This is a genomic window from Sandaracinobacteroides sayramensis (assembly GCF_022014495.1).
Taxonomy (GTDB): domain Bacteria; phylum Pseudomonadota; class Alphaproteobacteria; order Sphingomonadales; family Sphingomonadaceae; genus Sandaracinobacteroides; species Sandaracinobacteroides sayramense.
The window spans coordinates 169,200-189,201 of sequence record NZ_JAKLSQ010000013.1 but is presented as its reverse complement, the minus strand read 5'-3'; the positions used below and the strand labels follow the sequence as shown (position 1 = coordinate 189,201).

Sequence of the window (20,002 nt, the reverse complement as noted above, 5' to 3'; positions counted from 1 at the left end):
GGGGTCCAGCTTTTCCGCGAGCACGGCGCTGGAAGCTGGACCCCGGGTCAAGCCCGGGGTGACGGGACAATAGAGCAGGATGGCAAGGGCTTGCATCGGCTCCCGACCTAAAACTCGATTCCCGCCTGCGCCTTCACCCCCTGCTCCCGGAAGGGGTGCTTCACCAATACCATTTCCGTCACCAGATCGGCCGCTTCGATCAGCGCCTCGGGGGCGTTGCGGCCGGTGATCAGCACATGCGTCGCCTCCGGCTTGGCGGCGAGCGCCTCCAGAACCTCCTCCACCGGCAGATAATCGTAGCGCAGCACGATGTTCAGTTCGTCGGCCAGCACCATGTCGTAGCTGTCGTCGGCGATCATCCGCTTCACCTCCTCCCAGGCGGCGCGGGCGACCTCGATGTCGCGGGCGCGGTCCTGCGTGTTCCAGGTGAAGCCTTCGCCCATCGGCTTGAACTCCACAGTGGGGAAGTGGGCGAACACCGCCGCCTCGCCAGTTTCCATGGCGCCCTTCACGAACTGCACCACGCCCACCTTCATGCCATGGCCGATGGCCCGCACCACCATGCCGAGCGCCGCCGTCGTCTTCCCCTTGCCCTTGCCGGTGTGGACGATCACCAGCCCCTTCTCCACCGTCTTGCCGGCGACGATCCGGTCGTGCGCGGCCTTCCGCTTGGCCATCTTCGCGCTATGTTCGGCTTCAGTCCGCATGATCTTCTCCTGAAAGCCGGGCGAGCAGCACGCCGGCGCTGTTGGAACGGGGCTGCCACAGGCCGCGCCGCAAGGCCTCGGCCAGCCGCGCCGCCGTCTCCCGCAGCGCCGCCGGATTGGCGTCGGCCATGAAGGCGCGCACAGCCTCATCCTCGATGAAGGCGGCGTGGACGGCGTCGAAATGATGGTTCTTCACGGCTCCGGTGGTGGCCGCGAAGGCGAAGAGATAGTCGACGGAAGCGGCGATCTCGAACGCGCCCTTGTAGCCATGGCGCATCACCCCGGCGATCCATTTGGGGTTCGTCACCCGCGCGCGCACCACCCGGCCGATCTCATCCTCCAGCCGACGCGCGACCGGCCGCTCCGGGCGGCTCAAGTCGTTGTGATAGCTGACGGGCGCTCGGCCCGAGAGATGCTCGATTGCCGCCGCGATCCCGCCTTCGAACTGGTAGTAATCGTCGCTGTCCAGCAGGTCGTGCTCGCGATTATCCTGATTCTGCACCACGGCGTCGATGCCCGTCAGCCGCCGGGCGAACAGGGCGCGGTCGCCTTCGCCCTGCTGCCCGCCGCCATAGGCATAGCTGCCCCAGTCCAGATAGACCTCCGCCAGATCGGCGCGCTGGTGCCACAAGCGTTCGTCGATCATCGACTGCAAGCCGGCGCCATAGGCCCCGGGTTTGGAACCGAACACCCGCGATCCGGCGCGTAGCCGCGCGAGCTTCGGCTCCACCCCCTCCTGCTCCAGTTCCAGCGCCTCCGCTTTCGCGCGGGCGGCGGCGGGGTTGTCCGCCTCCGGCTCGTCCAGTGCCTGCACGGCGCGGGCGGCGCTGTCGATCAGGTCCATCTGCTCGGGAAAGGCGTCGCGGAAGAAGCCGGAGACTCGCAGGGTCACATCGACGCGCGGCCGCCCCAGTTCAGCGAGCGGCATCACCTCGAAGCCGGTCACCCGGCCGGAGGTCCACTCCCAGCGCGGCCGAACCCCCATCAGCGCCAGCGCCTGCGCGATGTCGTCGCCGCCGGTGCGCATATTGGCGGTGCCCCAGGCGGAAAGCGCGATCGCCTTCGGATACTGGCCTTCGCGCTGCACATAATCCCGGACGATCAGTTCGGCCGAGCGCTGCCCCAGATCCCAGGCGGTGTTAGTGGGAACGGCGCGCGTGTCCACCGAATAGAAGTTGCGGCCGGTCGGCAGCACGTCCGGCCGGCCGCGCGTCGGCGCGCCGGAGGGGCCGGGGGCGACGAAACGCCCGTCCAGCCCGGCCAGCAGCGCGGCCATTTCCGCTTGCCCGCAGGCATCCACCCTTGGCGCCAGATCGCCGCGCATGTCGTTCGCCACCGCATCGGAAAGCGGCCCGACACCGCCGCTTTCGACCGTGGCGGCGGCCAGCAGTTCCAGCCGCTCCACAGTGTCCCCCACCGTCCGCCAGGGTGCCGTATCCACCCCGGCAAGCGCGGCCGGGCGCGGGCCATCCCAGCGGTCGCCCAGCCGGCAATCCAGCGGGTCGAAGCCAAGGCCCAGATCGTCGGCCAGCGCGCGCAGCAGGGACATCTGCCCCGGCCGATCATAGCCGCGCGGCGCCCGCGCCAAGGCCACCAGCAGGTCGCGGCGCAATCTCCCTTCCGGCGAGCGACCGAAGATATGCAACCCATCGCGGATCTGCATCTCCTTCAGGTCGCAGAGATAATTGTCGAGCGCCGCCAGCGCTTCCTCGCCGTCGCCCTGCATGCCGGCATCGGAGTCCAGCCCCTGCGCGCGGGCGAGGTCCAGTATCTCCGCCTGCAGGCGCTTCAGCCGGCGCGGGTCCATTCCGGCGGCCAGATAATATTCGTCCACCAGCGCTTCCAGTTGCTTCAGCGGGCCGTGGGATTCGGCGCGGGTCAAGGGCGGTGTCAGATGGTCCAGGATCACCGCGCCGATCCGCCGCTTGGCCTGCGTGCCTTCGCCGGGGTCGTTGACGATGAAGGGGTAAAGCTGCGGCACCGGCCCGGCGCAGATTTCCGGGAAGCAGCTTCCCGACAGCGCCAGCGCCTTCCCCGGCAGCCACTCCAGATTGCCATGCTTGCCGACATGCACCACCGCCTGCGCGCCGAAGCCATTTTCCAGCCAGAGGTGGAAGGCCAGATAATGGTGCGGCGGCGGCAAGGCCGGATCGTGGTAGCTTTCCTTGGGGTCGATATTGTAGCCGCGCGCCGGCTGTACCGCGACCGCCAGCCGGCCGAAGCGGTGCACGGCCAGATGAAAGGCATCGTCTCGCACGAAAGGGTCGGCCTCGGGCGGCCCCCAACGCTCCAGAATTGCGGTTCTGGCCGGCGTCGGCAGGCTGTCGAAATGTGCGCGATACCGGGAAAGGGGAAGCAGCTCGGAGGCCCGCCTCACCGACCTCATATCGTTGGTGCGGCCGGCCAGCAGCCTCTCCATCAGCACCCGCCCATCCGTCGGGGCGCCGCCGACATCATAGCCCGCCGCTCCGAGCGCCGCGATGGCATGGGCGGCGCTGGCCGGCGTGTCCAGCCCGACCCCATTGCCGATCCGGCCGTCGCGGTTCGGATAATTGGCCAGCACCATGGCCACCCGTCGCTCGCCCGCCGGCGTGCGGCGCAGCCGCGCCCAATTGGCCGCCAGCCGCGCCACGAACCGCACCCGGTCGGCCACTGCCTTGGGCGCCAATATCCCGCATTGCGTGCGGGGGTCGAAAGCCCGTGCCGCCTTGAAGGCTACGGCGCGGGTGAAGATGCGCCCGTCCACTTCCGGCAGCGCCACGTTCATCGCCAGATCGCGCGGAGACAGGCCGCGCGCCCGCCCCGCCCATTCCGCTTCCTCGCCGGCGGCGAAGGCGAGTTGCAGGATCGGGCAATCGGCTTCTTCCAGCACCGAAGGCGCGCGCGCCTCGCCGGGCGTGGAGGCGGCGAAAGAGGTGGCGTTCAGGATCACATCCGGCCGCAGAACCTCGATCGCGCCCGAAAGCAGGTCGCGCGCGAACGGCTCGCGCAGGCTGCGCACCTGCACGGCGGCGACGTTCAGCCCTTCCGCCCGCAAGCCTTCGATCACCCGCTCCGGCGCCTCCAGCGTGCCCGCCGCCAGCAAGGCGCGGTAAAAGACGAAAAGCGCGGTGGGCTGGCCCTCCACCCATCCATCGCGCAGGTCGGTGAGCGTCGGGCGTTCCACGCCCTTCAGATAAAGCCCGGCGTCGGCCAGCGGCAGCGGCGCTTCCGGCTCGCCGAGGTCGCCACCGGTCAGGCGCGCGGCGGTCTTCAGGAAGTTGCGGGCATTCGCCACGCCGCCCTGCCGCAGATAGTCCCGCAAGCGGTCCAGCACATCGGCCGGCAGGGTCGAGGCGGCCGCCAGCGCCGGGTCCGGCTCGCTGCCATCGGCGATCGCCGCGAAGGCGATCCCGCGTGCCCGCGCAATGGCCGCGATCTCGTCCACACCATAGGGCCAGTAGCTCTTGCCTCCCAGCAGCACGACGCAGACGAAGCGCGCATGGGCGATCACCTTCTCGACATAGAGATCGACCGAATAGGGGTGCAGCAGTTGCAGCAAATTCACCAGCCGCAGGCTCGGCCGCCCGTCCTCGCCGGTGTGCAGGGCTTCCGCCGCGTCGGCGAAGCAGGCGAGGTCGCTGTCCGCCACCGTCAGCAGCACCATGTCCCCGGGCGACTGGTCGAGGTCGATCGCCTCGTCACCGTTGGCAATGGCGCCAGGGGTGGCGGTCAGCAGATGCATCAGCCGATCAGCGCCGCCAGCGCCTCGCGGATCGCGCCTTCGTCGAGGCCGGTCTGGCCGATCACCACCAGCGCCGTACGCCGGGGTTCGCCCGCGTTCCAGTTGCGGTCGAAATAGCTCTGGATGCGCGGCCCCACGGCCTGCGTCACCAGCCGCATCGGCTTGCCCTCCACCGCGATCAACCCCTTGATCCGCAAGATGTCGTGCGCGCGGATCACTTCGCCAAGGCCGGCGATCAGCGCCTCCACATCGGCCACCTCGCCACCGGAGGCGACGAAGCTGGTGAAGTCGTCATGGTCATGGTCCGGTTCGGAATCATGGTGCGACGGGCGGGCGTCGAGATCGTCCTCGGCCGCCGCCACGATCCCCAGTAGCGCCCCCACATCCACCGCGCCATGCGCCGCGCGCACGATGCGGACGCCGGGGCGGATTTCGCCGGCGATGTCCGCTTCCACCCGCGCCAGCGCCTCGGGCGACACCAGATCGGCCTTGTTCAGAACCACCATGTCGGCCGACGCCAACTGGTCCTCGAACAATTCCTCCAGCGGCGAATCATGGTCGAGATTGGGGTCGGCGGCCCGCGCGGCGGCGAGCGCTGCCTCGTCGGTCGCGAAACGGCCGGCGGCGACGGCGTCGGCGTCGATCAGCGCGATCACCCCGTCTACCGTCGCACGGGTGCGGATGTCGGGCCACTGGAACGCCTTCACCAGCGGCTTCGGCAAGGCGAGGCCGGAGGTCTCGATGATGATATGCTCGGGCGGATTCGGCCGGTCGAGCAACTTCTGCATCGTGGGCAGGAAATCGTCGGCGACGGTGCAGCAGATGCAGCCGTTCGCCAGCTCGACGATATCTTCCTCCGGGCAGGCGGCGTCGTTGCAGCCCTTCACCAGCTCGCCGTCGACGCCGACATCGCCGAACTCGTTGATCACCAGCGCCAGCCGGCGCCCCTGCGCATTCTGCAGGATGTGGCGGATGAGCGTGGTCTTGCCGGCGCCCAGAAAGCCCGTCACCACCGTTGCCGGAATCTTCACGCCTCTTCTCCTTCCTCGATTTCGATCGGCGCCCGGTCGTGGAGCGCCCGCCATTGCGCCGCGCGCGGATCCCCGGCGGCGTGCAGCCGCCGCAGCAGGATTCGCGCCTTGTGCCGCCCGCGCCGGCTGTCGGGCCAGGGCAGGGCGTCCGCGTCCAGGGCGGCCCGCAATCGCCGCTCGACGTCCTTGTCGTCCGCCAGCCCGAAGCGATCCAGCAATGGAGCGAAGGCGGCGTCCGTCTCCGGCTCGAAGGGGTGCCGTTCGCCCAGCATCGTCCGCCAGGGGGATTTGGGGTGCATGGACAGCAGCGACTGCCAGCCTTCGGGAATGGGGGTGTTCGCCGAATGCGGGCGGTTCTTCGCCGCCAGCTTCGGCAGCAGGTGCGTGTGCGGCCCTTCCGGGCTCTTGCCGTCCGGCGGCGGGATGGGCTGGAAAATCTCGATCCGCCCCGCCGGAGACAGAAGGATTCGCTGCGGCTGCGTTTCCACGAACAGCGGCATGATTCCGGGGATGGACAGGGTCGGCAGCCCCTCGGCCGCTTCCAGCGCCGCGATCAGCGCGGCATCCTGCGTGCGCACCGCCATCGAGACATGGCCGCAACCAAGCCCCAGGTCGAACAGGCGGAGCCCACGCTCCTCCGGCCGCAGCGCGTCGCTATCCACACCAAGGTCGCGCACAACGCTCGGCCCCTCGGCGGGCATGGGGCGGCAGAAGGCCAGCGCATGCCCCCAGCTTTCACCGTCGGCCGAAAGGCTGTCCCACGCCACGCCCGAAAGCCCGGCGTCCACCGCGCGCATGCCCCCGCGCGCCGTCACCACTTCGATGAAATCCGTGCCCCGGTCGAGCTTCGCGGGCTCGTCCGCATCGCGCAGGAACTCCCCCACCACGCCGAAGCTGCCGATGCTCCAGCCGTTCAGCGGATCTTCGATCAGGTCGGCGATCAGGGCGAATTCGGCTGGCTGCATCGGCATGTCCCTCAACCCAGAAAGCGGATGCTGGCGCCGTCCGAGTCGCGGCGCACGCGCGCCGGCACGTCGTAGAGCGCCGCCATCACATCGTCGGTGAAAATGTCCTCGGCCGGCCCTTCGGCCGCCACATGGCCGTCCTTCATCGCCACCGCCTCGTCGGCAATCCGCAGCGCCAGATCGAGATCGTGCAGCGCCACCACCACGGTGCAGCCGGCGTCCGCCAGCGCCCGCAGCCGCCGGCCCGCATCCAGCGCATGGCGCGGGTCCAGCCCGGCCGTCGGCTCGTCGACGATCAGGATTTCCGGCTCGCCGACGGTGGCGCGCGCCAGCATCACCCGGGCCAGCTCGCCGCCGGAAAGCTGCGTTGCCGGGCGCTCCCTCAGGTGCAGCAGGTCCAGCCGCTCCAGTGCGGAATCGATCCTCGGCCGCCAGACGGCGGGCAGGGCGCCGAAGGCCGGAAGCCGGGAAGTCAGCCCCAGCGCCACCACCCGCTCCACGCTGATCGCCCAGTCCACACGCGGCGATTGCGGCAGATAGGCCCGCCGCCGCGCCAGTTCCTTCAGCGACAGGCTGGAAATGTCCGCGCCATCCAGTTCCACCCGCCCGGCACTCGGCTTCAGCAAGCCGGCCGCCACATCCAGCAGCGTCGACTTGCCCGCGCCATTGGGGCCGACCACCACGGTGAGCCGCCCGGCGCCGAAGCCCGCATTCACGCCCTGCAGAACCGGCTTGCCGCCGCGCTCCACGCGCACCTCGCGCAGGCGGATCATGGCGAGGTCTTCCGCAGGTGCAGCACCAGCCACAGGAAGAAGGGCGCACCGATCACCGAGATGAACACCCCCAGCTTGATTTCCGGCCCCACCCGCAACAGCCGCGTGGCGATGTCCGCCGCCAGCACGATGATGGCGCCCACCAGTCCCGCCGGCACCAGCACCGCGCCCGGCTGGTGGCGCACCAGCGGCCGCACCAGATGCGGCGCCACGAGCCCGACGAAGACGATGGCGCCGGTAACCGCCGTGGCCGCGCCCACCCCCAGCGCCGTCCCGAACAGCGCCAGCAGGCGGGTGCGCCCGAGGTCGACGCCGAGGCTTTCCGCCTGCCGCTCGCCAAGGGTCAGCGCGTCGAGCGCGGGCGCCGTCAGCAGCAGCAACAGGCCGCCCAACAGGATGAAGGGGGCGGCAAGCGCCACATGCTCCCAGCTCCGGTCGCTCAAAGAGCCCATCAGCCAGGTCATGATCTCATAAGCGGCGAAGGGGTTGGGCGCGAGGTTCAGAGCCAGACTGACCCCCGCCGAAGCGATGGTGGACACGGCGACGCCGGCCAGGATCAGCGAAAGCGTGCCGCCGCTGCGCGACAGCAGCAGGGCGATGCTGATGGTCGAAAGCGCGCCCAGCAGCGCGAACAGCGGCGTCGCCAGCGTGAAGCCGGCGGCAAAGCCATAGTAAAGCGCGATCACCGCCCCCAGAGACGCGCCAGAGGACACCCCCAGCAGCCCCGGCTCGGCCAGCGGGTTGCGCAGCAAACCCTGCAGCACGGCGCCCGACAGGCCCAATATCCCCCCCACCAGCAATGCCAGCACGAGGCGCGGCAGACGCACCTCGGTGATCGCCAGTTCGATGAGGTCCGGGCCGGGGTTCAGCAGCGCGGCAAGCGTCTCAGCCGGAGAAAGCCATATGGTGCCGGCCAGCAGCGAAATCGCCGACAGCAGCAGAAGCGCCAGCAGCAACAGCGGGATCAGCCAGCGGTTCATGCCTCGGGCATCCGGCCCGGCGGCAGGTCGCCGGTGCGCGCCGCCGCCTCGCGCAACTGCGCGCGCAATTCAATGGCCGCGTCCGCCACCATCGGCGTTCCGCAGACATAATAGGCCTGGCGGATGAACAGCGTCCGGTCTCCCCACAGCCGCTTCACCAGCCGGTGCCGCATCACATCGTCGCCAAGGCTGGAGGCCTTCGCATCGTTCGAGCCCTGCACCAGCAGCGTCGGCTGCGTTTCCAGCAGCACTTCCATATCCGGGCGGCGATAGCCGGCCACCTGCGGCCCGCGCGCGAGATTGCGGGCGCCGGCGGCTTCCAGGATCACATCGTAAAGCGTGCCTTCGCCGGCGGCGAAGCCGGTCCTGTCCCAGGCGACGACGCGGATCGGCGGGCCGGGATCGCGGGCCAGCTCGGCGAACTTCCCGTCCATGTCGGCGATCAGCGCCTCGCCCCGCGCCTCTTCGCCGACGGCGGCCGCGATCTCGCGGGTGATGCGCCGCACATCGTCCAGGCTGTTGGCATGATCCACCTCGATCAGCGGATAGCCCAGCCGCTTCAGCATCCCGCGCAACGCCGGTGTGGTGTAGGTGCCGGCGATCACCAGATCGGGGTTCTGCGCCAGCAGCTCTTCCACCTGCCCATGGTTCACGCCCACGCGCCTCGCCGCATCCGCCATCAGCGAGCCGCCGGGGTCGCGGGACAGCCAGGTGACGGAGGCGATGCGCTCGGGCGGCAGCAGCGCCAGCAGGATCTGGTCCGTGCACTGGTTCATGCTCATCACCCGAAGCGGTTTCGCAACCGCCGGCGGCACGGCCGGCTCCCGCCCGCCACAGCCGGCCGCCAGCAGGGCGGCGAGCAGGGCGGGGAAAGCCGGCCGCAAGCGCATCAGAAGCGGGCCTTCACGCCACCATAGACGGCGCGGCCGGGCGTCGCGAAGCTGAACACCTCCTCGTAATTCTCGTCGAGAAGATTCTCCACCCGTCCGAACAGGGTGAAGGCCTCCGAAAGCCGGTATTCGGCGTTCAGATTGACCAGCACATATTCCTTCAGGCTGACGCGCACCGGTATCCAGCTCGGGTCGGTGTAGGCGACGTCCGTCTGCCGCCCGTTGTAGCGGGCGGTAAAGGTGGTCGAGAAACGCTCGTCAAGGCTCCGGTAGGTGAGGTTCAGGCTGCCGACATGCTTCGGCCGCCGCACTTCCTCCACGCCATTCTCCCGGGCTTTCAGCCAGGTGTAGGCGAGGTCGAAGCGGATCTGCTGCAGCGGGTTCGCCGACAGGAAGAATTCCACGCCCTGCTGCTTCGATTTTGTCGTGCGGTTCGAAGGCGTGGCGACATAGTTCGGCGGCGGATAGCTGGTGTAGATCTCGTCCGTCAGGCGGGAATCGAAGTAGGTCGCGCCGATGGTCGCCAGCCCGTCGCCGAAGACCTGATCGATACCGGCTTCCCAGCCCTTGGACTTTTCCGGCCTCAGGTTCGGGTTGCCGATATATTTGCCGTCGGAATAGCCGAACAGCTCGAAGAAGCCGGGGTTCTTGACGCCGGTGCCATAGGCGCCGCGAACGCGAAGCCCCATCGGCAGCCGATAGCCGGCCTGCGCCCGCCAGGTCGTCACATCGGCGAAGCGGTTGTTGAAGTCGTGGCGGATGCTGGCGCCGGCGAAGAAGGCGTCGTTTACGTCCAGCTCATATTGCCCGACGAGGCCCCAGTTGCTGGTGGAGCGCCAGCCGGTGAAGGCATAGGGCGAATCCACCAGATTCTGAAATTCCTCGCGCTCGAAATCGACGGCGCCGGTCAGCCGGTGCTCGATCGCCTCATTGCCGAAGCGATAGGCGGATTCGAAGGCGCCCTTGTAGCGGCGGCCGTTGTTGCCATAGTCGAAGCCGTCCTCATCATAGCCACGGCGGCGGGTGTCGGCGATCTGCGCGGTCAGCGCGTTGGTCCAGCGGCCGTCGGCCAGCGTCAGCTCGCCGCGGGCCAGCCCGTAGAAGGCCTTGTTTACGAAATGCACGCCGGGGCTGTCGACGGTGTAGCCGAACCAGGGGCTGGTGGGGTCGCTCTCGCTGTTGTTGGTGTCGGCGTCGGTGTAGCTGTAGCGGCCGACGGCGGTGAACTTCAGGATTTCCGAAGGAGTCCAGTTCAGCTTGGCGCTGGCGCCGACGCTGGTTGAGCCGACATCGCGCGTGCCGTGGCGCGCCGTCGGCGTGCCGTCCGTGCGATAGGCCGACGCGGAAACCGCATAGTCGAAGCTGTCGGTGAAGCCGGCGGCCCGCGCGCCGCCGGAAACGGTGCCGAAGCTTCCGCCTTCCACCCGCGCGCTGAAGCCCGGCGCCTCCCGGCCGGTCAGGGTGATATACTGGATGACGCCGCCGATCGCGTCCGAGCCGTAAAGCGAGGACTGCTGGCCGCGCAGCACTTCGACGCGGGCGGTCTCGTCGGCGATCAGCGTGCCGAAATCATATTCGCCATGATAGGGGTCAGAGGCCTTGATGCCGTCGATCATCACCAGCACATGGTTGCCCTCGGTGCCGCGCACGCGGATCTGCGTCAGGCCGCCGATGGCGCCGGTGCGGCTGACCGCCACGCCCGGCACGTCGCGCAGCACGTCCGACAGGATGCGCGTCTGGCGGTTCACAAGGTCTTCGCTGCCGATCAGCGTCACCGAGGCCGGCAGGTTGGCGAGCTTCGTGCCGTCGCCCGAACGCGAGGCCGTCACCACGATGGCGTCGGGCGCCTCGGCTGCGGCGATCGCCGGGGCCGCAACGGCGACCGCCAGCAAGGAAATTGTCCCCTTCAGCATATTCTTCATTCCCACCGCGTCGCTTCATCGGAAAACGCGGATGGGGCTGTCCGCCCGCTGTCGGGCGAACGCGAACGCCGGTCGCTTCGGGCGAACGCGGTGCCCGAGCAGCCAGCGCCGTCACGGCCCCTGGCCGCGCGGATGCTGTCGCTCGAACGGAAGAACCTCCGTGCCTTGGCCAATCCCTGGACCGGGGCAATGAGCGACGGCGCCGGCAGGTCTCCTGGCTCGCGGGTCAAGGCTCGACACACGCCTTCCCGGGGCCTGAAACAGGGTTCCCAGTGGCTGGCGAGGCTTTCGCCCCGGCCATGTGCGTCTCGCTCACCGCTTACAGTTGCAGGGACAGCCGCGGATTTGGGGCAAGGCCCCGCACCGCATTCCCTTTTAAGCCTCTCGCGAGGCACCGGCGCGATCATTCGAGGGCAAGGCTAGGCCTTGCCCGAGGTCGCCCATAGCGGAATCGCCGCCGGGCGCAAATCTATTCCGTCGGCCCCTTCAGGGGCCACGGCAAGCCGGCCACCACCAGTTCCACCGTGTCGGCGGCGGCGGCGATCCGCTGGTTCAGCCGTCCGGCGGCATCGCGAAAGCGGCGGGCCAGCGCATTTTCGGGCACGATGCCGAAGCCAACCTCGTTCGCAACCATCACCAGAGGCGCCGCGCATTCCAAAACCGCCTGCGCCAGCGCCTCTCCCGCCGTTTCCAGATCGGCGTCCCCCAGCAGCAGGTTGGAAAGCCATAGCGTCAGGCAGTCGACCAGAATGGGCCGGCCGGCCGTCGCCTGGGCCAGGATGGCGCCGGGCAAGTCCCGCGGCACTTCCACCGTTTGCCAGCTGGCGTCGCGATCGGCCCGGTGGCGGCGGATGCGCTCCGCCATCTCATCGTCGAAGGCTTCAGCCGTGGCGATGAACAGCCGCCGGGGGCCGAGCCCTTCGGCGATCGCCTGCGCCCGCCGGCTCTTGCCCGATCGGGCGCCGCCCAGCACGAGAATCTTTCGGGGCATGACGGGCATCGGCGCTTCCTGCTTGCTGTTCCCGGCCTGAATGGCGATTTGGACGCACATGACGCAAGGGATTCCGGACAGTCTGGCCGAGCTTTGGCGCCACGGAGGGCGTCTGGACGAGGCCATGCGCCTGTTTCCGGACAGTCCGCGCCCGTGGCTGGACCTCTCCACCGGAATCAATCCGCGCGCATGGTCTCCGCCAGATCTGCCGCAGCCGGATGCGCGTGCCTTGCCCACCATGGCGGCGCTGCGCGGGCTGGAGGCCGCCGCCGCCGACTGGTTCGGCACCTCGCCCGAGCGTGTGGCGGCGGTTCCCGGCAGCGACCTGCTGATCCGCCTGCTGCCGCAATTGCTTCCCCGCGCGCCGCTTCTTGCGGTGGTTCCAGGCTATGCCTCGCATCTGGAAGCCGCAGTCGGGGCGGTCAGTCTTGCGGACGTTGCGAAGAGCTTGCGGCAGGGCGACAACCTCCTGTTCGCCAACCCCTCCAATCCTGAAGGCCATCTGCTCGGCCGGGCGGAATTGCTGGATATCGTGGGGCAGGGCGGCTGGCTGGTGCTGGACGAAGCTTTCGCCGACGCAACGCCCGGCTCCAGCCTGGCACCCCATCTGCACGGCGAAGAGCCAGTCATCCTGCTGCGCTCCTTCGGCAAATTCTTCGGTCTGGCCGGGCTCCGGCTTGGCTTCGCGATCGCACCGCCGGCCGTGATCCAGCGGCTGCGGGCGCTGCTCGGCGACTGGCCGGTTTCCGCCCATGCCATCGCCTGGGGAACGGCCGCCTATCGCGACCGGGATTGGATTACGCAGACGCAGGCTTTCCTCGGCCGGCAGGCGGCGGCGCTGGATGCGCTTCTGGCGCAGCATGGGCTGGCCGGCGATGGCGCCTGCCCGCTATTCCGGCTGGTGCGACACCAGGACGCCCGCGCCATTTTCCGCCGCCTTGCGCGCGCGGGCATATTGGCGCGCCCGTTCGAGCACCAGCCCGACTGGCTGCGTTTCGGCCTGCCGGCGGATGACGACGCGCTTTCGCGGCTCCGGCAGGCCCTTGCGCATGGCTGAGCCCGTCGCGCTCGCATCGCTGGCGCTCGACGTGGCCCTTGGCTGGCCGCGCGGGCTTTACACCCGCATCGGCCACCCGGTCGGCGCCTTCGCCCGGATCATCGGCTGGTGGGAGGGGCGCTGGAATCGCCCCGCGCTTTCCGCCAGCGGCCGGCGCTTGCATGGCCTGCTGCTGATGCTGCTGCTGATCGCCGGCACGGCGGCGGCCGGATTGGCGCTGGAAGCCCTGGCCCGGCTGTGGCTCGGCCGCTGGTGGTGGCTGGGCATCGCCGTCCTCGCCTGGCCGGCGCTGGCGCAGCGCAGCCTGTGGCAGCATGTCCGCCCTGTCGCCGACGCGCTGGAGGCCGACAACCTGCCGGTCGCCCGCGCGCAGGTGGGGATGGTCGTCGGCCGCGATGTCGAAGCGCTGGACGAGGCCGGGGTGGCCCGGGCCGGGATCGAAACCCTGTCCGAAAGCTTCTGCGACGGGGTGGTGGCGCCGGCCTTCTGGCTGCTGCTTCTGGGGCTGCCGGGCGTCTGGGCCTATAAGGCGATCAACACCGCCGACAGCCTTATCGGCCATCGCGAGGACCGCTGGCGGGCCTTCGGCTGGGCGGCGGCGCGGATCGACGACGCGGCGAACCTGCTTCCGGCCCGCCTCTCCGGCCTCCTCATCTGCCTGGCCGGCGGACGGGGCTGGCGGACACTCTGGCGCGATCACGGCCAGCACGCATCCCCCAACGCCGGCTGGCCGGAAGCGGCGATGGCCGGGGCGCTGGGCGTGGCGCTCGCCGGGCCGATTTCCTATGACGGGCAGGTGCAGCAAAAACCCTGGATCGGCGCGGAAGGGCGCGTGGCCGGCGCCGCCGACCTCAGGCGGGCGCTCGGCATTTATCTGCGCGCCTGCTTGTGGCTTTGGGCCTTGATGGGGGTTGCGGCATGGCGGCCCTGATGCTGCAGGGCACCGGCTCCGATGTCGGCAAGTCCGTTCTGGTGGCGGGGCTGTGCCGGGCGTTCGCCAACCGGGGGCTCATCGTCCGCCCGTTCAAGCCGCAGAATATGAGCAACAACGCCGCCGTCACCGCCGATGGCGGAGAGATCGGCCGCGCCCAGGCGACGCAGGCGCTTGCCTGCCGGGTTCCCCCCAGCGTGCACATGAACCCGGTGCTGCTGAAGCCGCAAGGGGACCGCACGTCGCAACTGGTGCTGCGCGGGCAGGTGCGCGGCACGCTCAGGGCCGCCCGCTGGCGCGAGGGGCGCGAAGGGCTGCTGCCGGAGGTGCTGGAAAGCTATCGCCTCCTCTCCACTGAAGCCGATCTCGTGCTGGTGGAGGGCGCCGGCTCGCCGGCGGAAATCAACCTGCGCGCCGGAGACATCGCCAACATGGGCTTCGCCCGCGCCGCCGATGTGCCGGTGCTGCTGGTGGGCGACATCGACCGGGGCGGGGTGATCGCCTCGCTGGTCGGCACCCATGCGATCCTCGATCCGGCCGATGCGGCGATGATCCAGGGCTTCCTCGTCAACAAGTTCCGCGGCGATCCCGCGCTGTTCGCCGACGGGATGCAGGCCATCGCCATGCGCACGGGCTGGGCGCCGCTGGGGATCGTCTCCTGGCTGGCCGCGGCGCGCCGCCTGCCCAGCGAGGATGCGGTGGTGCTGGAACGCCCGCGAGCCGCCAGCGAAGGGCGCGTGCGCGTCGCCTGCCCGATCACCTCGCGGATCGCGAATTTCGACGATCTCGATCCGCTGAAGCTGGAGCCGGCGGTGGATGTGCGGATGGTCCCGCCGGGCCAGCCCATCCCGGATGTGGACTGGATCGTGCTTGCGGGGTCGAAGGCGACGCTCGCAGACCTCGACTTCCTCCGCGGCGAGGGGTGGGACATCGACATCAAGGCCCACCATCGGCGCGGACGTCCGATCCTGGGGCTGTGTGGCGGTTATCAGATGCTGGGCCGGCGCCTGTCCGACCCACTCGGCCTGGAAGGCCCGCCGCGCAGCGTGGAAGGGCTGGGCCTGCTGGACGTGGAGACGCGGCTGACGGGCACGAAAAAGCTGTCCGAAGTGCAGGGCGAAGCTCAGGGCGCGCCTTTCAACGGCTATGAAATCCATCTGGGCGAAACCGAAGGACCGGATCGCGCCCGGCCGGCGGGCCGGCTGGCGGACGGCCGCACGGAAGGCGCGACCAGCGCCGACGGGCTAGTGGTGGGCAGCTATGTGCACGGGCTTCTGGGCCGTCCGGAACAACGCGCCGTCTGGCTGGCGCGGCTCGGCGCACAAGCCTCAGGCCCCGATCACCGCGCCGACATCGAAGCCGCGCTCGACGAAATCGCCGCGCAACTGGAGGCTGAACTCGATCTCGATGCGATGCTGCGGATCGCTCAGAACCGCAGGTAAAGCACGGCGGCCAGCAGCAGGGCGCTTTCCATCAACTCGATCCCGGCGCCATGGGCGTCGCCGGTCATGCCGCCGAGCTTCGCCCGGAACCACAGCGCCAGCGCCGGCAGCAGCAGGAACGCCGCGAGCAAGGGCGGCAGGAACAGCGCCGTTGCAGCCAGCGCCACCAGCCACCCTGCGATCAATGGCCAACTTGTCCCTCGGGCAATGGCCGCGCCCAATCCCGAAGCCTTGAGTGGCGGCAGCAGCTTCGCCCAGAGCAAAGGCCCCAGCCGCGCCACTGCCGGAACGGCCAGCAGCAACACCCATCCGCCTTGCAGCAAAAGCTGCAGCAAAAGCAGCTTCGCAAGCAGTTGCAGCACCAGCGCCACGACACCGAAGCTGCCGATATGCGGGTCGGCCATCACCCGCAGCAACCGCTCGCGGTCGCCATGCGCGGCGCCCAGCCCGTCCGCCAGATCGGCGAGCCCGTCCAGATGCAGCGCCCCTGTCAGAGCCACCCAGGCCAGCAAGGCCAGCAGCGCCCCGAGCCAGGGGTCGACAAGGCCGCCAGCCCAGCCAGCCGCCGCGACGAAGGCGCCGACCACCAGCCCCGCGACAGGATAGAAGGGCAGGGCGCGGGCGAATTCCACATCGCCCCAGCCGCGCGGCGTAGGCAGGCGGGTCAGGAAGGCCAGCGCCGCGAACAGCCCCTTCACGCCAGCAGCCCCGTCAACTGCGCCCGGCGGGGGCGTTCCGCCTCCACGGAAAAGGCCAGAAGCGCGGCGTAGGGCAAATCGAAACGCCAGGCCGTTTGCAGGTCGATCTCCAGCAAATGGCACAGGGCCGCCCGCATCGGCCCGCCATGGGTGACGATCAGCGTGGGTTCGGGCGACAGGTCTTTGAGCGCCGATCCCACCCGTTGCATCAACTCCGACCAGCGCTCCCCGCCCGGCGGCGCATTGGCTTCGGGATCGGCCCAGAAGGCGCTCAGCGCCTGGCGGTCGAGGTCGGCTGGCGCCACCCCATCCCATAGGCCGAAATCCAGTTCGCGCCAGCGCGGGTCGGTTCCGGGCGTGCCCAGGGTTTGCGCGCTTACCTGCGCGCGCTGGAGATCGGACGACCACAATCGCCCGATCTCCAGCCCGGCCGCGCGCGCACGGCAGGCTTCCGCCCCGGCCGACGTCACAGGCACGTCCAGATGCCCGAGCAGCCGTCCCGTCAGTTCGGGCGCGCCATGGCGCATCAGGTAAAGCGGGAAATGGCTCACCCGCTGGAAACGCCGGCTTCCGCGAAGGTCGCCATTCCGGAATGGGCGGCAAGGGCGGCCTTCACCACCAAGGCGCCCACGGCGGCACCGCTGCCTTCGCCCAGACGCATCTCCAGCGACAGGATCGGGTTCAGCCCCAACAGCCGCAACAATTCGGCATGCCCCGGTTCCGCCGAGACATGGGCGGCAAGGCAATGGTCGGCGATCTCGGGCGCCGTCACCGCGAGAGGGGCGATGGCGGAGGTGCAGATGAAGCCGTCCAGCAGCACGGGAATGCGCCGCAACCGGGCTTCGATGGCGGCGCCGGCGATCGCCACGATCTCGCGCCCGCCCAGCCGCCGCAATATCTCGAACGGCGTTCGCAGTTCGCCGGCATGGGTCGCCAAAGCATCGTCCACCGCTTGCGCCTTGCGGGCGAGGCCATGGGCATCGACTCCCGTTCCCGGCCCAACCCAGCTTGCGCCGTCGCCGCCGAAACTGGCGGCGGCCAGCGCGGCGGCGGCGGTGGAGTTGCCGATCCCCATTTCGCCCAGCACCAGCAGTTCTGCGTCGCCCACGGCCCCGGCCCCGGCGTTCAGCGCCGCGAGGCATTCGGCCTCGCTCATGGCCGGCTCGCGCGTGAAGTCCGCCGTCGGCCGGTCGAGTTCCAGCGGCACCACCGCCAGCGACAGGCCGGCGCTCGCGGCCAGCGCATTGATCGCCGCGCCGCCGGCGGCGAAATTCGCGACCATCTGCGCCGTCACCGAAGCCGGAAAGGCGCTCACGCCGCGTGCCGTCACACCATGATTTCCGGCGAACACCAGCGCCCGGCCGGCGGAAATCCCAGGCTTTTCCGCCTGTTGCCAGGCGGCGAAGAACAGGGCGATTTCCTCCAGCAGCCCCAGCGAGCCGGGCGGCTTCGTCAACTGCTGCTGCCGCCGCGCCGCTTGCGCGCGGGAAGGGCCGCAGGGCTCAGGCAACCGGGCAAGCAGCGCCGCAACATCGCTCGGGTCGGAAAAACGGCTCATTCGACGATATACCCTTCGGGCGGCTGGCGGGTCAGGAAATGGCCTTTAACCCCCTCCGGCCAGTCGCGGAATGGCACCTGGCCGATTTCGCTCGCCGCATAGGCGCGGGCGAAATCCAATATGGCGCGGGCGGCCTCTTCCGTCGGCTCGAACCGGCCCAGCACATAGCCGATCTTGCCCGGCGCGCGCAGCAGCACGGTGCAATGGTCGCGGCAGGCGAAGAGGCAGGGCATTTCCTGCACCGCCACATCGGCATAGGCGGGGTCGTCCGCGTGCAGACGGGCGACCGCCTCGGCCAGCAGGGCGCCGCCCCTGCGCCCGTCCGGCCCTTCCGAACTTTCGGCCGAAAGGCGGCATCGGCTGCACACCACCACGGCCGGGCCGTTTTTCACCGGGATCAGCGCCATGCGGTCTTCCTTGTCCTTCCCCGTTCAGAAGCGGCCGCGCACGCCGGCGTAAACGCTGCGCCCCAGCGTGCCGTAGCGGTAGGCGGTCTGATAGTCCGTGTCGAAAACATTGTCGGCGCGCAGCACCAGCCGCACCTCGGGCGACAGCGGCAGTTCGGCGCGGAGGTCGACAAGGGTGTAGGGCTTCAACCGAATGCCGTGGCTGGCGTTGTCGAACGTCTCCCCCACGCCCCGCACCGACCCGCCCAGGGCGAGGCCGGAGGCCGGCAGATAGCTGGCGCCCAGATGCCAGCCATGGCGCGGCCGGCGCGGCAGTTGCAGGCCGGTCGCGCGATCCTCGGAGACGGAAAGGTCATAATGGCCTTCCAGCAGGAACGCTCCGGCGCGGACTCGCGCCATCGCTTCCAGCCCTTTGGCGAAGGCTCTGGAGACATTCTGATAATAGCCCGAACGCCGCTGCTCTGCGCCACCTGGAACGAAGCACAATGGCTCGCTGGTGGAAGCCGGGCAGGGCATGAAGACGATCAGGTTCGACGAGCGCCGCTCATACCAGTTCGCCCCCAGCAGCAGGCGCCCATCCGCCAGCGGCTGCTCGGCCCCCACTTCCCAGCCTCTGGCCTGTTCGGGTTCCAGCGCGGCATTCCCATATTCGGAAAAGCGCTGGTAGAGCGTCGGCGCCTTGAAGCCTTCGGACCAGCTTGCACGCAGCGACCCGCCAAGCGGCGTCGTCCAGACCGCGCCCGCCGCCCCCAGCAACTGCCCGCCATACCCATCATGCCCGTCGTGCCGCAGCCCGCCGGTCAGCGTCAGGCCGGAAAAAGGCTGCGCGGACAACTGGCCATAGACGCTCTCCACGGCAGCCCGCCCACGCGCCGGCTCCGGCACCGGGCGGGAGAGGGCGGCGGGCGGCGAAACGCTGCGGAAGCGGCTGATCTCCCGCTCCGCGCCGAACAGCGCCTCGACCGCGCCCAGCGACAGATTGCCCTGATATTCCAGCCGTTCGTTCGTGCCGCGCGCGTCGAAGCTCTGCCGCCTTTCCCGCGCCGGGTCGTAATTGTCGCGGTCGGTCGCGGTGCGGCTGACGCCCAGCCGGTTGCGCCAGCGGCTGTCCAGCAGGTCGAATGCCAGCCCGGCGTAGCCGGTGGATTCACGCGAAAGGGCATATTCGGCGCTGTCGCCGCGCACGGCGTCGATCTCCGTCCGGCCGCTGGAGTGATAGCCGCGCACATCCGCCCGCACGTTCGGCGCCAGTTCCAGCACGGCGCGCCCGCTCAGAGACCGGTTGCTGTAGCTGTCCGGCTCGCGCCCGCCGAATTCCGGACCGATGGCGGAAATGCCGGCGGTGCTGAAGCTCTGCGCGGCGATGCGGATGGAAAGCGGCCCGCGCCGCTCGCCAAGCGCCGCCCGGGCGCTGACCGTCTGCCGGCTTCCGGCTTCCAGGTCGACGCTGGCCTCCACCGCCCGCGAGGGGAGGGGCGTTTCCACGCTGACCACCCCGCCGATCGCCTGGCTGCCCCAGAGGATGGACTGCGGCCCGCGCAACACTTCGATTCGGACGGCATCGCCCACCATCAGATGGGCGAAATTATAGCCGCCGCCGGCCGAGGAAGGGTCGTTCAGCTTCACGCCGTCCATCAGCACCACGGTCTGGTCGCTTTCCGCGCCGCGAATCCTCAGCGAGGTGGCGGTGCCATATCCGCCGTTGCGCGAAAGGCTGACGCCGGGGGTGCGCAGCAGCAGGTCGGCGACGGCGAAGTCCCCGGCCCGGTCGATCCGTGCCTTGTCCAGCACCGTCAGCGCCGCCGGCAGCCGTTCGGCCGGCACGCTGTCGCGCGCGGCGGTCACCCATATCTCCCCGTCCGTTTCCGCGTGGGCGGGTTGCAGGGAAACCCCCAGCAAAAGCCCGAAAGCCATTCTTGCGCGCAT

17 protein-coding genes and 1 riboswitch are annotated in these 20,002 nt (G+C 69.7%); of the genes, 3 read left to right on the top strand and 14 right to left on the bottom strand.

The genetic code is table 11. From position 1 onward, the window contains the following. Positions 1–107 precede the first annotated feature (107 nt). The 9 genes from cobO to cobU form a co-directional block, all read right to left on the bottom strand. A complete protein-coding gene (gene cobO, locus L6Q21_RS11615) occupies positions 108–707 on the bottom strand; it encodes a cob(I)yrinic acid a,c-diamide adenosyltransferase (RefSeq protein WP_237830921.1) in 600 nt (199 codons plus the stop codon). Then, entirely contained in the window at positions 697–4,431 is a 3,735-nt protein-coding gene (gene cobN, locus L6Q21_RS11610) for a cobaltochelatase subunit CobN (protein ID WP_237830920.1), read from the bottom strand. The genes cobO and cobN overlap by 11 nt, the downstream gene beginning before the upstream one ends. Then, positions 4,431–5,516, bottom strand: a complete 1,086-nt coding sequence (gene cobW / locus L6Q21_RS11605; protein WP_418895825.1) for a cobalamin biosynthesis protein CobW — start codon at positions 5,514–5,516, stop codon at positions 4,431–4,433. The genes cobN and cobW overlap by 1 nt, the downstream gene beginning before the upstream one ends. Further along, on the bottom strand, positions 5,459–6,427 hold the full coding sequence (locus L6Q21_RS11600; RefSeq protein WP_237830918.1) for a DUF6925 family protein: 969 nt from the start codon (positions 6,425–6,427) through the stop codon (positions 5,459–5,461). The genes cobW and L6Q21_RS11600 overlap by 58 nt, the downstream gene beginning before the upstream one ends. A gap of 11 nt (positions 6,428–6,438) precedes the next feature. Next, the gene (locus tag L6Q21_RS11595; RefSeq protein WP_237830917.1) at positions 6,439–7,200 is read right to left on the bottom strand and encodes an ABC transporter ATP-binding protein; all 762 of its coding nucleotides are present in this window, start codon (positions 7,198–7,200) and stop codon (positions 6,439–6,441) included. After that, on the bottom strand, positions 7,197–8,180 hold the full coding sequence (locus L6Q21_RS11590) for a FecCD family ABC transporter permease (RefSeq protein WP_237830916.1): 984 nt from the start codon (positions 8,178–8,180) through the stop codon (positions 7,197–7,199). Before L6Q21_RS11590 ends, L6Q21_RS11595 begins: the two co-directional genes overlap by 4 nt. Next, positions 8,177–9,070: an ABC transporter substrate-binding protein gene (locus L6Q21_RS11585; protein ID WP_237830915.1), complete on the bottom strand. Its 894-nt coding sequence runs from the start codon at positions 9,068–9,070 to the stop codon at positions 8,177–8,179. The genes L6Q21_RS11590 and L6Q21_RS11585 overlap by 4 nt, the downstream gene beginning before the upstream one ends. After that, positions 9,070–10,983, bottom strand: a complete 1,914-nt coding sequence (locus L6Q21_RS11580) for a TonB-dependent receptor plug domain-containing protein (RefSeq protein WP_237830914.1) — start codon at positions 10,981–10,983, stop codon at positions 9,070–9,072. Before L6Q21_RS11580 ends, L6Q21_RS11585 begins: the two co-directional genes overlap by 1 nt. 196 nt (positions 10,984–11,179) lie before the next feature. Next, a riboswitch (cobalamin riboswitch) is annotated at positions 11,180–11,406 on the bottom strand. Between the two features lie 55 nt (positions 11,407–11,461). Beyond that, positions 11,462–11,983 carry a bifunctional adenosylcobinamide kinase/adenosylcobinamide-phosphate guanylyltransferase gene (cobU, locus tag L6Q21_RS11575; RefSeq protein WP_237830928.1) on the bottom strand — a complete coding sequence of 174 codons (522 nt, stop codon included), beginning with the start codon at positions 11,981–11,983 and terminating at the stop codon, positions 11,462–11,464. 58 nt (positions 11,984–12,041) lie between these two features. Here cobU and L6Q21_RS11570 point away from each other — a divergent pair, with 58 nt between their 5' ends. The 3 genes from L6Q21_RS11570 to L6Q21_RS11560 are packed head-to-tail and all read left to right on the top strand — an operon-like array spanning position 12,042 to position 15,413. Next, entirely contained in the window at positions 12,042–13,040 is a 999-nt protein-coding gene (locus L6Q21_RS11570) for an aminotransferase class I/II-fold pyridoxal phosphate-dependent enzyme (protein WP_237830913.1), read from the top strand. Continuing rightward, positions 13,033–13,971 (top strand): adenosylcobinamide-phosphate synthase CbiB, encoded by a 939-nt coding sequence (gene cbiB / locus L6Q21_RS11565; protein ID WP_237830912.1) that lies wholly within the window; start codon positions 13,033–13,035, stop codon positions 13,969–13,971. Before L6Q21_RS11570 ends, cbiB begins: the two co-directional genes overlap by 8 nt. After that, positions 13,959–15,413, top strand: a complete 1,455-nt coding sequence (locus L6Q21_RS11560) for a cobyric acid synthase (protein ID WP_237830911.1) — start codon at positions 13,959–13,961, stop codon at positions 15,411–15,413. The genes cbiB and L6Q21_RS11560 overlap by 13 nt, the downstream gene beginning before the upstream one ends. On the opposite strand, the gene cobS is transcribed toward L6Q21_RS11560, so the two are convergent. Genes cobS through L6Q21_RS11535 form a run of 5 tightly spaced genes read right to left on the bottom strand, consistent with a single transcriptional unit; the run spans position 15,398 to position 19,990 of the window. After that, on the bottom strand, positions 15,398–16,111 hold the full coding sequence (gene cobS / locus L6Q21_RS11555; RefSeq protein WP_237830910.1) for an adenosylcobinamide-GDP ribazoletransferase: 714 nt from the start codon (positions 16,109–16,111) through the stop codon (positions 15,398–15,400). The genes L6Q21_RS11560 and cobS overlap by 16 nt on opposite strands. Then, on the bottom strand, positions 16,108–16,662 hold the full coding sequence (locus L6Q21_RS11550; protein WP_237830909.1) for a histidine phosphatase family protein: 555 nt from the start codon (positions 16,660–16,662) through the stop codon (positions 16,108–16,110). Before L6Q21_RS11550 ends, cobS begins: the two co-directional genes overlap by 4 nt. Further along, positions 16,659–17,669 (bottom strand): nicotinate-nucleotide--dimethylbenzimidazole phosphoribosyltransferase, encoded by a 1,011-nt coding sequence (cobT, locus tag L6Q21_RS11545; protein ID WP_237830908.1) that lies wholly within the window; start codon positions 17,667–17,669, stop codon positions 16,659–16,661. Before cobT ends, L6Q21_RS11550 begins: the two co-directional genes overlap by 4 nt. Continuing rightward, complete coding sequence (locus tag L6Q21_RS11540) at positions 17,666–18,076, bottom strand: DUF1636 domain-containing protein (protein WP_237830907.1); 411 nt, start codon at positions 18,074–18,076, stop codon at positions 17,666–17,668. Before L6Q21_RS11540 ends, cobT begins: the two co-directional genes overlap by 4 nt. 24 nt (positions 18,077–18,100) lie before the next feature. Beyond that, complete coding sequence (locus tag L6Q21_RS11535; RefSeq protein WP_237830906.1) at positions 18,101–19,990, bottom strand: TonB-dependent receptor plug domain-containing protein; 1,890 nt, start codon at positions 19,988–19,990, stop codon at positions 18,101–18,103. Positions 19,991–20,002: the final 12 nt, after the last annotated feature.